Source organism: Nocardia sp. NPDC049737, assembly GCF_040674755.1.
In the GTDB taxonomy this organism is placed as follows: domain Bacteria; phylum Actinomycetota; class Actinomycetes; order Mycobacteriales; family Mycobacteriaceae; genus Nocardia.
In genome coordinates this window covers 39,893-53,517 of the sequence record NZ_JBFANH010000025.1, presented here as the reverse complement: position 1 = coordinate 53,517, position 13,625 = coordinate 39,893, and the positions used below count along the sequence as shown (strand labels likewise).

9 protein-coding genes and 1 pseudogene are annotated in these 13,625 nt (G+C 66.1%); 3 read left to right on the top strand and 7 right to left on the bottom strand.

Features of this window, described 5'->3' with window-relative positions:
• Positions 1-28: 28 nt before the first annotated feature.
• A complete protein-coding gene (locus AB0J47_RS29505) occupies positions 29-1,279 on the top strand; it encodes a serine hydrolase (RefSeq protein WP_364353134.1) in 1,251 nt (416 codons plus the stop codon).
• 196 nt (positions 1,280-1,475) lie between these two features.
• Here the strand turns inward: AB0J47_RS29505 and ilvA are convergent, their stop codons facing one another.
• Both ilvA and AB0J47_RS29495 read right to left on the bottom strand, forming a co-directional pair.
• Positions 1,476-2,834 (bottom strand): threonine ammonia-lyase IlvA, encoded by a 1,359-nt coding sequence (gene ilvA / locus AB0J47_RS29500; protein WP_364353131.1) that lies wholly within the window; start codon positions 2,832-2,834, stop codon positions 1,476-1,478.
• Positions 2,835-2,909: 75 nt separating this feature from the next.
• Positions 2,910-3,344, bottom strand: a complete 435-nt coding sequence (locus AB0J47_RS29495) for a nitroreductase family deazaflavin-dependent oxidoreductase (RefSeq protein ID WP_364353128.1) — start codon at positions 3,342-3,344, stop codon at positions 2,910-2,912.
• Between the two features lie 85 nt (positions 3,345-3,429).
• On the opposite strand from AB0J47_RS29495, the gene AB0J47_RS29490 reads away from it, so the two are divergent.
• Complete coding sequence (locus tag AB0J47_RS29490) at positions 3,430-3,645, top strand: hypothetical protein (RefSeq protein WP_364353125.1); 216 nt, start codon at positions 3,430-3,432, stop codon at positions 3,643-3,645.
• A gap of 93 nt (positions 3,646-3,738) precedes the next feature.
• On the opposite strand, the gene AB0J47_RS29485 is transcribed toward AB0J47_RS29490, so the two are convergent.
• Positions 3,739-6,432 carry an AAA family ATPase gene (locus tag AB0J47_RS29485; RefSeq protein WP_364353122.1) on the bottom strand — a complete coding sequence of 898 codons (2,694 nt, stop codon included), beginning with the start codon at positions 6,430-6,432 and terminating at the stop codon, positions 3,739-3,741.
• 222 nt (positions 6,433-6,654) lie between these two features.
• On the opposite strand from AB0J47_RS29485, the gene AB0J47_RS29480 reads away from it, so the two are divergent.
• Positions 6,655-7,839 carry a DUF2235 domain-containing protein gene (locus AB0J47_RS29480; RefSeq protein WP_364353119.1) on the top strand — a complete coding sequence of 395 codons (1,185 nt, stop codon included), beginning with the start codon at positions 6,655-6,657 and terminating at the stop codon, positions 7,837-7,839.
• Here AB0J47_RS29480 and treY read toward each other — a convergent pair.
• The 4 genes and pseudogenes from treY to AB0J47_RS29460 all read right to left on the bottom strand — a co-directional run bounded on the left by treY (position 7,825) and on the right by AB0J47_RS29460 (position 13,551).
• Entirely contained in the window at positions 7,825-10,239 is a 2,415-nt protein-coding gene (gene treY / locus AB0J47_RS29475; protein ID WP_364353356.1) for a malto-oligosyltrehalose synthase, read from the bottom strand. The genes AB0J47_RS29480 and treY overlap by 15 nt on opposite strands.
• A gap of 51 nt (positions 10,240-10,290) precedes the next feature.
• Positions 10,291-12,366, bottom strand: a pseudogene (gene glgX / locus AB0J47_RS29470) (glycogen debranching protein GlgX); the annotation flags it as partial.
• A 104-nt stretch (positions 12,367-12,470) separates the two neighbouring features.
• Positions 12,471-12,611 (bottom strand): hypothetical protein, encoded by a 141-nt coding sequence (locus tag AB0J47_RS29465; RefSeq protein ID WP_364353116.1) that lies wholly within the window; start codon positions 12,609-12,611, stop codon positions 12,471-12,473.
• A gap of 13 nt (positions 12,612-12,624) precedes the next feature.
• Positions 12,625-13,551: a bifunctional helix-turn-helix transcriptional regulator/GNAT family N-acetyltransferase gene (locus AB0J47_RS29460; RefSeq protein ID WP_364353113.1), complete on the bottom strand. Its 927-nt coding sequence runs from the start codon at positions 13,549-13,551 to the stop codon at positions 12,625-12,627.
• Positions 13,552-13,625: the final 74 nt, after the last annotated feature.

Here is a 13,625-nt window from a genome sequence, read left to right as displayed (position 1 = left end):
GTGTGACCAGCGCCATTACCTTTGGAATATGAGCAACGTGGCTTCACCCGGGGACCTAGCGAATCTCCCCGATGGGATGGGTGGCAGCGCCGCCGCCGAATTCGCACCATTGGTACGCGCATTCGCGAAGGTCTTCGGGTACCGCCGGGGGGCGGGCGGCGCGTTGGCCGTACATCTGCACGGTGAGCCGCTGGTCGATATCTGGACCGGGAGCGCGGGCGACAAGCCTTGGAGCCAGGACACCGGCGCGATCATCTTCTCCGCCACCAAGGGCATCACCGCGACGGTCATCCACCGGCTGGCCGATCGTGGTCTGCTCGACTATGAAGCGCCGATGGCCGAGTACTGGCCGGAGTTCGGCCAGAACGGCAAGGGCGATATCACCATTCGTCAGGTGATGACGCACAGCGCCGGACTCGGTGGCCTCAATCCGATCGCGGCCGGACTCGAGGATGTGCTCGACCACCAGCTGATGGAGCAGCGTCTCGCCGCCGCGAAACCCGATCGTCTGCTCGGCACCCCTGCCTATCACGCACTGACCTTCGGTTGGCTGCTGGCCGGATTGGCCCGCGCCATTACCGGACAGGGGATGGCGGAGCTATTTCGCACCGAGGTCGCCGAACCGCTCGGCATCGACGGCCTGCATCTGGGCAAGCCGTCCGCGCAATCGTCGACCGTCTATGCGCCGCTGGCGGGCTCTCAGCTCAGCCTGATCGGAAAGCCGGTCAGCACAAGGGTTTTGGGTCGCAGCTATGGTTTGCCGGGTGCGCTCGGGGCTGCGGCGCGGTGCCTGTTCCTGCCCGGATTGGAGACCATCCTGGAGGGCGAACTCCCGCGAATTCTCGATACCGAACTCGGTGCGGGCAACGGTGTCTGCACCGCACCCGCCCTGGCCACCATGTACGGCGCGCTGGCCAATGGCGGTATGGCGGGCGGCGTGCCGTACCTGACACCGCGAACCATCAAGGCGCTCAGTCGAATTCGGACCTACCGGCTCGACCGCGCGCTGTTCTACGCCCCCATGCTCTGGCGCCTCGGTTACCACTCCCTGCCGATGCCCGGTGCACACGGCGGCTTCGGTCATATCGGCCTCGGCGGTTCCTTCGGCTGGGCCGAACCCCGCCTCGGCCTATCCGTCGGATTCGTGCACAACCGCCTCTCGGCCGCGCAGCTGAGCTTCGACCAGGCCGCGGCCGGTTGGCTATTGCCGATGGTCATGACGGGCCTACGCGCGACCCGCCGGACTGCTCCCATGATCGAGACGCCTGAAGCCGCGTAATCCACAATCCGCCAGCAAGTGCCAGCGCCGGGGATTTCGGCGGCTGGCACTGACGATTCTCTCGGCACTGTGATTCTGCCTGTGTGGCGATTCCGGCGGTCGTTCGAGGGTTCCGGATATCGGCCGGTAGCTGGAATTCTGCACGGACCGGCCGCGCGGACAGTGTCTGCGCGGCCGGTTCGGATCGGAGTGGCGCTCAGGTGAGGTAGCGGTAGGCCGGGGAATCGGGTTCCAGCCGCTCGCACTGGATCGGCGACTCTTCCATCCGATGTAGCAGCGAGCTGAGCCCCTCCGGCGCACCGAGTTCGATACCGACCAGCGCGGCACCGGTTTCCCGGTTATTGCGCTTGACGTATTCGAACAGGGTGATGTCGTCATCGGGACCGAGCACCTCGTTGAGGAAGCGTCGCAATGCGCCCGGCTCCTGCGGGAAGTCCACCAGGAAGTAGTGCTTCAGACCGCGGTGCACCAGTGAGCGCTCGATGATCTCGCCATACCGAGACACATCGTTATTGCCGCCGGACACCAGGCACACCACCGTCGAACCGGGTTCGATCGCGATTTCGGCCAGCGCCGTCGCCGACAGCGCGCCCGCGGGTTCGGCGATGATGCCCTCGTTCTGGTACAGCTCGAGCATGGTGGTGCAGATCGCGCCCTCGTCGACCTGCATCATGCGGAAAGCGCCCGCGCCCCTTGGTGATTCGGTCGCCATCAGCAGCGGCAGCGAACCGTGCGAGACCACCCGGCCGCCGAATCCGGCGACCGCGGTATACGGCAGCTGACCGATCCGGCGCACCGCGGCGCCGTCGACGAACGGATCGATCTCCGGCAGCGTCACCGGGCCGCCCGCTACCAGCGCGGCGGTCATGGAGGCCGCGCCCGCCGGTTCCACACCGAGGATGCCGGTGCTCGGCGAGCGCTCGCGCAGGTAGGTGCCGATGCCCGCCAGACAACCCCCGCCGCCGACCGGGATCACCACCAGATCGGGAGTCCGACCGCCGAGCTGTTCCAGGAATTCGGGCGCGATGGTGCCCTGTCCCGCCGCGGTCCGCGGATCGTCGAACGGCGGCACCATGGTCGCGCCGGTGCGCTCGACATCCTCGGCGGCGGCGGCCGCGGCGGCGTCATAGGTTTCCCCGACCGCGATCAGCTCGACGAACTCGCCGCCGTGCACCCGGATGCGGTCGCGCTTCTGCTTCGGCGTGGTGGTCGGTACGAAGATGCGGCCCTTGATGCCCATCGCATTGCAGGCGAAGGCTACGCCCTGGGCGTGATTACCGGCGCTGGCCGCGACCACGCCCGCGGCCCGCTCGGAATCGGTGAGCTGCACGATCAGGTTGTAGGCGCCGCGCAGCTTGTAGGAACGCACGGCGGTGAGGTCTTCGCGCTTGAGGTAGACCTGCGCCCCGGTCAGCGCGGAAAGCCGGGGACTGTGCTGCAGCGGGGTGGGCTCGATAATGTCGGCAATTCGCTTGGCGGCGGCATCGATCTCGTCCGCGGTCAGCGCGGGACGAGATGTGGACTGGTCGTCGAGAAGCTCAAGCGGATTGGACACTTGGAATATGGTGCCACCCGCCGCGTCGGGTGGACGCGTCGGGTGGGCGTCGGACGAGCGGTTTCGCGGCCGGAGCTACTGCGGGGTCAGGACGAAAACCGGAATCTCGCGGGAGGTCTTGGTCTGGTAATTCGCGTAATCGGGCCAGACCGCGACTGCCCGCTCCCACCACAGCGCCTTCTCCTCGCCGAAGACCTCGCGCGCGGTGTAGTCCTTGTTCACGGCGCCGTCACGCAGCTCGACATGCGGCTCGGCCTTGATGTTCCAGTACCAGACGGGATGCTTCGGCGCGCCGCCCAGCGAGGCGACGACCGCGTATTCGCCGTCGTGCTCGACCCGCATGAGCGCGGTCTTGCGCAGTAGCCCGGTCTTCGCGCCCTTGGTGGTCAGGACGATGACGGGCTTGCCCTGCAGGGTCAGGCCCTCGGTGCCGCCGGAATTCTCGATCAGCTCGGCCTGCTCACGGGCCCAATCGGATGTGCTCGGTGCGTACTCACCTGTCAATGGCATGACAACCGCAACACCGCGGAGCCCACCTCTGTTCCCGCTCAAATGTTAGGTAGCCCGAACTTCTCTATCCGTGTAACCTGACGGCATGGCAGTGGTCCCCCTTCAGGCCCGCCGCACGGTGATAGATATCGCTGGCAGCGCGTGGCCGATGTACAAACTCGAGGCGATCGCCCTCGCCGTGGTCATCTGCCTTGTCCTCGCGCTGATCACCGGGTCGCTCCAGGTAGCGGTCCTGGTTGCCGCAGGAGTTGGAACCGGCCGCTGGGTCGTCGGCCAAGTCGCCGCGCGCCGCCGAGCGTAGCTCCGCCGACGCCCGCTTCAAGATCAGGTGGAATCCGGGGCGGCATCGCCCGAGTAGCCACTGCCCCCAGTGCCACCTGATCTTGATCGAGACTCAGGCGACGTCGAGGGGGAGGGCGGGGAGTTCGGTGCGGGAGAGGACGCCGAGTTTGGGGTAGGCCTTGTAGAGGTGGTGGCTTACGGTGCGGGGGCTGAGGAAGAGTTGGGCGGCGATGTCGCGGTTGGACATGCCCTGGGCGGCGAGGCGGACGATCTGGAGTTCTTGCGGGGTGAGCCGGGCGAGGACGCCGGTGGTGGGGCGGCTTGTGGTGCCGATGCCGAGGGCGGCGAGTTCGGTGCGGGTGCGGTCGGCCCAGGGGGTGGCGTCGAGGCGGTCGAAGGTTTCCACGGCGGGCTGAAGTTGGGTGCGCGCCTCGGACTTTCGACGGTTGCGGCGTAGCCATTCACCGAAAAGCAATTGGGTTCTGGCCTGTTCGAAGGGACGTCCGCCGCGTTCGAGGGCGGCTTGAAAGTGTCCCTCCGCCTCGGCTTCCGGGCCGGTCAATGCCAGACAGCGCTCGACGAGCGCGCCGACCCACTCCTGTTGCGAGGCCGTGGCCCAATCGCGAAGCCGGTCCAGTGCATCACCCGCTCGCTCCGGGCTGCCCATGCGCACCGCTGCCTCGATCAGGTCAGGTAAGGCGCGCAGACCGATCACGTGGTGGCGGGCGGGTTCCACGGTCAGCAGCTCCAGTCGGGACAGGGCACTATCGACCTTGCCGAGCCCGAGATCGAGCACGCCGAGCGCCGCCAGCGTCCATGGTGCGCCGGGCGCGGCCGCACCACCGAGTTCTTCGGCGAGGGCACGGTCGACCAACTCTCGGCAATCCGGTTCCCGCCCCTCCAATGCCGCCAGATAGGCGAGGTAGCTCGACATCTGGCTGATCCAATGCTGCTGCGCGATATCCTCGGCGATCCGCAGCCCTTCGAGCGCGGCGATGCGACCCTCGCGTGGTCGGCCGAGGAATAGTTCGGTCTCGGCGCGGAAGAACAGCAGGGTCGGCAGGAGTGCGATGCGACCCTGGTCGCGGCATTCGGCAATGAGGGTCTGCGCCAGTTCCGCGGCCTGCTCGTCCTGCCCGACGACCAGGCCGACGCCGCACATCTGCACCAGATCGCGCGGGCTGTCGGCACCGTTGCGGCGGGCGGCGGCGGCCGCGTCGCGCAAGTCGATGGTGAATCGGCCGTCGATGCCCGCGACCGTGTAGCCGGCGACAGGTGTCATCGGTTCGGCCTCGGGCAGGTCCAATGCGTTGATATGCGCGGCGATCTCCGCGAGTTCCGGTGCGCCCAGGTACCAGGCCGTGTGCACTGCCTGCATGAGGACGCGCGCTGCGCGCGCCGGATCGTCGGTGCGCACCGAATCGGCTCCCGCGAGTAACAGTTGGTGCGCCGAGAGTGGTTTGCCCGCACCGAATTCCGCGGTGGCGCGAACCAGATCCAGTCGGGCCCCGAGCATTCGGTCGGTACTCAAACCGGCCGCGCGGTCGGCCAGTCGGCGCGCACGTTCCAATTGTCCCGCCTCACTCGCGGTTTCGGCGGCCGCCACCAGCCGCCGGACGCGGGCGAACGCGTCTGTACTCAAACCCGCGGCGCGCTCGTAGGCGGCCACGGCACCGGAATAGCCGCTGCGCCGCCGCGCGCGATCGGCCGTGTCCTCGAGCGCTGCGGCGGCGGTCTCATCCGGTCCGGTCGCCGCCGAGGCCAGATGCCAGGCGCGCAGGTCGGTATTCTCGGGTTCGGTCAGTGCGGCGGCGAGGGTGGCGTGCGCCGCGAGCCGCTGCGTCAGTGGCGCACCCTGGTAGACGGCCGAGCGCAGCAGGGGGTGCCGGAAATTTACGCTCACGCCATCACTACCGACCAATCCGGCATCCGCGGCAGGTTGCAAGTCCGGCAGTCGCACCCCGAGTTCGTCGGCGGCGCGCAGCACCGTGGTGAGGTCGTTGGTGCCCGCTGCGGCGGCAATCAGGAGCAATGTCCGGGTGGCCGCGGGCAGCCTGGACACTTGGCCGTGAAATGCCACCTGGAGCCGCTGCGTCAGCGGCAGTGGATTCGGCCCGCTGGAGTCGGTTCCCTCGGCCGCCAGTACCGCGGGTAGCTCCAACAGCGCGAGCGGATTGCCACCCGCTTCGGCAAGCAACCGGTACCGGATGGCGGGCGAAATATCCGGACCGCGACTGTCCACCAGCGCGGCCGCCGACTCCTGCGCCAAGCCGGTCAGCGCGAGTTCGGGCAGGCCGGGCGCGGGAAAATCCTGCTCGCCGGTGCGCGTCGCGAAGATGATCACCACGCCCTCGGCATCGAGCCGCCGCGCCGCGAACAGCAGCGTCTCCGCCGTCGCCCGATCCAACCAGTGCGCGTCATCGATCAAACACAGCAGCGGTCCCTCGGCCGCCTCCTCGGCCAGCAGTGACAGCACCGCCAAACCGATCAACATCCGATCCGCCGGATCATGCTGCGCCAGACCGAACGCCCCGCGCAGCGCATCGCGCTGCGGTGCGGGCAACCCGTCCACCAGCGCCATCCCGGGCTTGATAAGCAGGTGCAGTCCCGCGAATGGCAACTCCGCCTCGGACTCGATTCCAGCACTGCGGACCGCCGGAATCCCCTGCGCCGCCGCATAATCCAACAGCGCCGTCTTCCCGATCCCCGGCTCCCCGCGCACCACGAGCGCGCCGCTGCGGCCCGCACGAGCCGCCTCGAGAAGCCGATCGATCCGAGCTTGTTCGACTTCTCTTCCGTAGAGCATTTGCTCACCGTAGCCGCCGAGCGAACCCGAGTGACCGACACCCGTTTCGTCGATGCTTCGATGGAAACGGATCGGACACCGGGCTGTGCCACGAAAATCCCGTTCGGCGCGGGCCTTTGCGTTGAAAGACAACATTTTCATTAACATCCCCCGCGGACGCCCCGATGATTCGGGTAGTCGAGTACGCAGGTTTCGACGGTAATCGGCGGGGAGGATTCACTCATGAAACGACTGGTGGTCTGCTGCGACGGCACCTGGAAGGCCGAATCCAGCAGCACGGTATCGAATATCATCAAGATCGCGCAGACGATCCGGTACGAGGCGCCGGGAAGGTCGGGGGAGCCGGTCCAGCAGTGGGTCAGCTATGTATCCGGGCCGGGCGCCCGCGGCTTCCTGGCTGACCGCCTGATGGGTGGTGCGTTCGGACTCGGCCTCGAGGCGAATCTGTCCTCGGCGTACTGGCATCTGGCACTGAACTGGCAACCGGGGGATGAGATCTACATCTTCGGTTTCAGTCGCGGTGCGTTCACCGCGCGTAGCCTGGCCGGTCTGATCGGGCGCATCGGGATCATGACGCCCGATGCCATGATCGAGGGAAAGTATCCGGATGCCTTGCGGATTCACCATCAGCCCGCGCCGCAGCGGACCCCGGAGGATCCGGATCCCAAGGAGCCGCAGGAGTGGATCGACTTCCGCAAGCAGAACTGCTGGGACGCTCCGGCCAAGATCGACTTCATCGGGGTCTTCGATACTGTGGGCGCACTCGGCGTGCCCGGACTGACGTCGCTGCGGCACCGGTTCCACGATGTGAAGCTCGGACGCAATGTCTACTGCGCGCGGCATGCACTTGCGCTTGATGAGCGGCGGCGCAATTTCGAACCGTGCCTCTGGGAGGTGCCGATCGAGCCGGATGTGAAGTACTCCCACGACTACGACCGGGTGAAGCAGGTCTGGTTCGAGGGCGTGCACAGCGATATCGGCGGCGGCTACAAGGAATGCGGACTCTCCGATATCACGCTGCGCTGGATGGTCGAACAGGCCGAGGCGGTCGGGCTCGTCTTCGACCGCGACCGGCTGGATGGGCTGTCCCAGCGATGTGCTGCCTCGGGTCCGAAGCATATGGAACTGCATCGCTCGCTCAGCATCGGATACCGAATCCTCAATGTGCTGCGCACCATTCGCCGGCCGCGCAACCCGCGGTTCTACTGGGACTCCTGGCGGCGGCTGTACACCGACGGGGACCGCGGCGTGCGCCTGGCCTCCACCGTGCACGACGCCACCGACTACCGACCCGTGAATCTCCGGCGCTGGCTGAAGGACAACGACGGCATGGTGCCCGAGACGCTGATCGAGAAGACCGGCACGGTAACGGCCATTACACCGGAGGAGCCCTCAGCGCACCAGTAGCGCCACCGGCAGCCGGGCGAACAGCTTTTCCAATCGGGCCCGGCCCTGGAAGGTGTGGCCGGTCAGCCGGTCGGTCCAGTTGCCCTGCGGCAGTTCCAAAGTGGTATCGGCCCACCCGGTTTCGGCCAGGCCGAGGCTGTGCCGGGTGGCGGCCACGATCACCTCGGGCGTCTCACCGGCCCGGCCGCGCGCATAGGCGACCAGTCTGCTCTCCTGCTCGCCCGTGGCGAACAGGGGCAGGTAGGTGCCGCCGACGAAACAGTCCGGACGTTCGCGGCGCAACCACAGCGCATAGGCGACAATCCACATCTTCGCCGCGCCGGTGGTATCCAGCGCCGGTGTGCCGGTTAGTGATTGCAGCAGTCCCGCGCGGACCGCGAAGTCCACCGGGCGGCGGTTGTCCGGATCGACGAGCGTGTCCTCCCACAGCTCGCAGCCCTGATAGATATCGGGAATGCCGGGTCCACACAGCTGCAGCAGCTTCTGTGACAGCGAATCCGACCAGGCGTGCGGTGCGAGTTCGTGCACCAGATCACCGATTTCAGAACCGACCGGCCCGTCGATCACCGCATCCAACCATCCGTGCACCTTCGTCTCGAATTCGGCATCCGGTTCCTCCCAGGAGGTATGGACACCGGCCTCGCGAATCGCCTTCTCGGCGAACAGATGCAGTCGCTCGCGCAGTCCCGCCACCGAGGAGGCCGGGCGGCCGTCGGCGGGCCAGACGCCGAACATGTTCTGCAACAGGAACAATGTCGTCGCACCGTCGGGACCGGGGTTGATCTCCTGCCAGGACTCGACGGCACGCGCCCAGGTCTCCGCGGCTTGGGACAGCACCCCGATCCGGGCCCGCACATCCTCGCCGCGCTTGGTGTCGTGTGTCGACAGTGTGGTCATGGTGGCGGGCCAGCGTTGCGCGCGTTCGCTATTGGAGAGATGGAATTCGTTGAGCGAGTGGCCGAATCGGGCCGGATTGCCGCCCACCTCCTGCAGTGATACCAGCCGCGCCGCCTGATAGAACATGGTGTCCTCGACGGCTTTGGCGGTGATCGCACCGCAGACCTGACTGAATCGAACGGCCGCCTCGCCGTCGGATGCCAACGCTGCCACCAGCACGCTCAGCGGCACCGTCAGTTCGCTATTGCGCTTTTCCACCTCGGCGACCACCGCGCCGGTCATACCGGCCAACGGTGCGTAATCCACCCGGTACACCGGCATGAATGCCAGCACCTCGATGGTGGCATTGGTCAATGCCATGGTGTCGAAGCTTTCGGCATGCGCGTCGCGTTTGATCGCGGCGACCAGGCGCCGGATCTCGGGGGCCAGAATGTTCTCCGCCACCGCGCGTTTGATGCGGTGTTCGGTCTCACCGATCCAGGCGCGGTCGCTGCCGTGCCCGGCGAGCTTGCGCGACAGTTCGGTCAGCGCCTGTTCGCCGTCCGGGTCGATCAGTACGCCGCCGTAGTCGGACAGTGCGTCGTAACCGGTGGTGCCGTCGACCGGCAGTGTCGCATCCAATGGTTCGCGATTGGCGAGGATCTTTTCCACAAGTAGTAGCCGGTGCGGGCCGATGAGCCGACGCAGCTTCGTCAAATACGCGGTGGGATAGGACAATCCGTCCGGATGGTCGACCCGGACGCCGTCGATCAGATCGTGTTCGCACCATGCGGCCAGCTCGCGGTGGGTGATCTCGAAGACCTCGGGATCCTCCTGGCGCACGGCGGCCAGGCTGCCGACCGCGAAGAATCGCCGGTAGGTGCACAACCCCGCCTTCCAGCTGACCAGCCGGTAGTGCTGTTTATCGTGGATGCGAAGCGCATTGTCGCCGTCGGTGCCCGCCGCGATGGGGAAGCGCAGATCGTGTAGTGCCAGCATCGGTTCCGAACCGGACCGGTCCACCGTCAGTGCGGCCGGATCATTTTCGCTCTGCAGCACCGGCAGCGCCAGCCGACCGCCCGCGCCATTGCCCGCACTCCAGTCGATATCGAAGAAATGCGCGAACTGCGATTCGCGACCGTTGCGCAGCACATCCCACCACCACGGGTTCTGCCGAGGATCGGCCACGCCGACGTGGTTGGGCACCAAATCGACGATCAAACCCATACCGCGGCTGCGCACTTCGTCCGCGAGCGCCTTGAGTCCGGCCGGACCGCCGAGTCCCGCCGAAACCGTGGTGGGATCGGTGACGTCGTATCCGTGCGTCGAACCGACCGTCGCGGTGAGGATCGGCGACAGGTACAGATGCGAAATCCCCAGCTGCTGTAGGTATTCCGCGATCGATCGGGCATCGGTGAAGGTCAACACGTCGGGGCGCAGCTGGAGTCGGTAGGTGCTGCGGATCGTTGTCTGTCGGGCGGGAGTGCGGCCGCGGGAGATGGGATCGGTGTGGTGGGTCTGCATATCGGACTTGTGCGTCTCGATCTTTGGCGTCTCGATCATTGGCGGTTTCGGTTATACGGGGCAGTGGAGGACGAGCAGACAGCGGGCGGGGATGGCGATGGTGCTCGCCGCCGGGTAGGTGGCATCGGCGCGACCGTCGGGTACCGAACAATCCAGTGCGACAGCCCATTGCGCGCCGTAGTCGGAGTTCGGCAGCGCGAAGTCCAGGCCGCTGTCGTGGGCGTTGAAGCACAGCAGGAACGAATCGTCGGTAATGCGTTCGCCGCGTGGACCGGGTTCGTTGATGCCGAGGCCGTTGAGATATACCGTCAGCGACTTGCCGAAACCGCTGTCCCAGTCCGCGGGGGTCATTTCCTCACCTGCCGGGGTGAGCCACGCGATATCGCGGGCATGATCTTTCGACCGGATCGGCCGGCCCGCAAGGAAGCGGCGGCGTCGGAATATCGGGTGCTCGGTGCGCAGTGCGATCACCCGCTTGGTGAATTCGAACAGGTCCGAATTCGTCTGCATCAGCGACCAATCCATCCAGGCAAGCGGTGAATCCTGGCAGTAGACATTGTTATTGCCCTGTTGGGTGCGGCCCATTTCGTCGCCGTGCGCGAGCATCGGTGTGCCCTGACTCAGCACCAGCGTGGCCAGCAGATTTCGACTCTGTTTGGCGCGCAACGCGAGTATCTCCGGATCGTCGGTGGGGCCCTCCACCCCGCTGTTCCAGGAGCGGTTGTAGCTCTCGCCGTCGCGATTGCCCTCGCCATTGGCTTGGTTGTGTTTCTCGTTGTAGGACACCAGATCCCGCAGTGTGAAGCCGTCGTGGGCGGTGATGAAGTTGATACTCGCGCTCGGCCTGCGCCCGGTGGCCTCGTACAGATCCGAGGATCCGGTGAGCCGGGAGGCGAATTCGCCGAGGGTGGCGGGTTCACCGCGCCAGTAGTCGCGAACTGTGTCGCGGTACTTGCCATTCCATTCGGTCCACTGGCCCGGGAAGTTGCCGACCTGGTAGCCGCCCTCGCCGACATCCCACGGCTCTGCGATGAGCTTCACCTGGCTGACCACCGGATCCTGTTGCACCAGATCGAAGAAGGTGGAGAGCCGGTCGACATCGTGCAGTTCCCGGGCCAGCGTGGCGGCAAGGTCGAAGCGGAAGCCGTCGACGTGCATATCCAGGATCCAGTACCGCAGCGAGTCCATGATCAGCTGCAGCGTATGCGGATGGCGCACGTTCAGGCTGTTACCGGTGCCGGTGTAGTCCATGTAGTGCGATGGGTCCTCGTCGACCAGGCGATAGTAGGCGGCATTGTCGATACCGCGGAAGGCCAGGGTCGGCCCGAGGTGATTGCCCTCGCCGGTGTGGTTGTAGACGACATCGAGGATCACCTCGATGCCCTCGGCATGCAATGCCCGCACCATGGCCTTGAATTCGGTGACCGCGGCGCCGCCGCGCGGGCTGGCCGCGTATTCGTTGTGCGGGGCGAGATAGCCGAAGCTGTTGTAGCCCCAGTAGTTTCGCAGGCCCTGATCCAAAAGGACACGGTCGTGCAGGAATTGGTGTACCGGCATCAGCTCGATCGCGGTGATGCCGAGTTCTTTCAGGTGTTCCACGATTGCCGGATGCGCGATCCCGGCGTAGGTGCCGCGCAATTCCTCCGGAATATCCGGGTGGGTCATCGTCATGCCCTTGACGTGCGCCTCGTAGATGACCGTTTCGTGGTAGGGCCGATTCGGTGGACGGTCGGCGCCCCAATCGAAGAACGGGTTGATCACCACGCCGGTCATGGTGTGCCCCAGCGAATCCTGGCCGTAGGTGTAGAGCGAGGAGTCGTTGTCGAATTCGCCGTCGAAGGCCTTGCCGTAGGGATCGAGCAGCAATTTGCTTGGATCGCAGCGCAATCCGTGCTCGGGATCGTAGGGTCCGTGCACCCGGAACCCATAGCGCTGGCCCGGTCCGATGGTCGGGAGATAGGCGTGCCAGACGTAGGTGTCGACCTCTTCCAGTGGCACTCTGGTTTCGGTGCCGTCCCTGGCGATAAGGCACAACTCGACCGCGTCGGCAACTTCGGAGAACACCGAGAAATTAGTGCCTGCGCCGTCGTAGGTCGCGCCCAGTGGGTAGGCGGTTCCGGGCCAGACACCGAGGGGTGTCACCTCACCGGGCGCTGCGTCGGGCTGAGCCATGTCAACGACACTAGCGCCAGCCGGATGGCGCTGCGTGCGGGTGGTTGCGGCCGGACGAGTCAGTCCTGGTCGGGGCCGGTTTCGGGCCAGAGTCGCCGGTAGCCTATCCGGGTGGCCAGCCGGGCGAGTGCGCCGAATACCGCATGCCGCAGCCAGACCAGGACGCCCGCGATATAGCCGTCCTGGTAATCCCACAGCAATATCGACTGAGTTTCACTGCTCCAGTGTCAGCCGCCAGGTCTGGCCGACCAGATCGTGGCCGAAGCTGTGATGCGAATTCGATTCCACGAGTTCGAAACCCGCGCGCTGATAGATACGCCGCGCCGAGGTGAGGATGTCGTTGGTCCACAGCACCATCTCGCGGTAGCCCACCTCGGTCGCGAATCGCACGCAGCGCTCGACCAGTGCGGAGCCGACGCCGAGGCCGCGCGCGGTCGGCTCGACGAGCAGTAGCCGCAGGCGGGCGGTTATCTCGTCCTCCGCGACACAGAAGACGCAGCCCACCGGTTCGCCGTCGTATTCGGCGATCCAGGCGTATTCGCGACGCTCGTCGTGGTCGTCCAAATAGTCCGCGACAATGCGGGCCACGAGTGCCTCGTAGCTGGTGTCCCACCCGTATTCGGCGGCGTAGAGCGCGGCATTGCGCTGGATGACCCAGCCGTAGTCGCCGGATTTCGGGGCGCGGAGCACCAGTGTGCCGGGGGCTGGTCCGTCGAGAATTCGCTGGATGGTGCGCATGGAGGTGATCAGTGCCGCGCGCTCGGCTGGTTTGTGCGCATTGAGCAGGTAGCCGACTTCGGCGCTCGAGCGCTGGTTGAGTACGGCGAAGATCTCCTTGCCGCGTTCGGTCAGCCGGACCTCTTGGCGGCGACCGTCGCTTTCGGAGCGATTGCGCTGGACCAGTCCGTCCTTTTCGAAGCGGGCCAGGATGCGGCTCAGATAGCCGGGGTCCAGGTCGAGCGTGCGTCGCAGCGTGACGACCTCGGTCGCGCCGGAATTGGCCAATTCGAACATGATTCGCGCTTCGGTTAGTGAATATTCGCTGTCCAGCAGGCCCTCGCGCAGTACCCCGATGACCCGGGTGTAGCGGCGGTTGAATTCGCGCACGGCGTCGATATCGGCGGCGGCAATGGTGGTCACGGCGGCTCCCAATCTTTGACTGAGTCAAAGGATACGTCGGAGCGCTCGCGTGGGTGCGGAATTCGACTCGATAT

Bases quoted from the DNA above. Each gene is read 5' to 3' on its own strand.
- AB0J47_RS29505 (WP_364353134.1), top strand. From the start codon at position 29: ATGAGCAACGTGGCTTCACCCGGGGACCTAGCGAATCTCCCCGATGGG.
- AB0J47_RS29495 (WP_364353128.1), bottom strand. From the start codon at position 3,344: ATGCCATTGACAGGTGAGTACGCACCGAGCACATCCGATTGGGCCCGT.
- AB0J47_RS29490 (WP_364353125.1), top strand. From the start codon at position 3,430: ATGGCAGTGGTCCCCCTTCAGGCCCGCCGCACGGTGATAGATATCGCT.
- AB0J47_RS29485 (WP_364353122.1), bottom strand. From the start codon at position 6,432: ATGCTCTACGGAAGAGAAGTCGAACAAGCTCGGATCGATCGGCTTCTC.
- AB0J47_RS29480 (WP_364353119.1), top strand. From the start codon at position 6,655: ATGAAACGACTGGTGGTCTGCTGCGACGGCACCTGGAAGGCCGAATCC.
- treY (WP_364353356.1), bottom strand. From the start codon at position 10,239: ATGCAGACCCACCACACCGATCCCATCTCCCGCGGCCGCACTCCCGCC.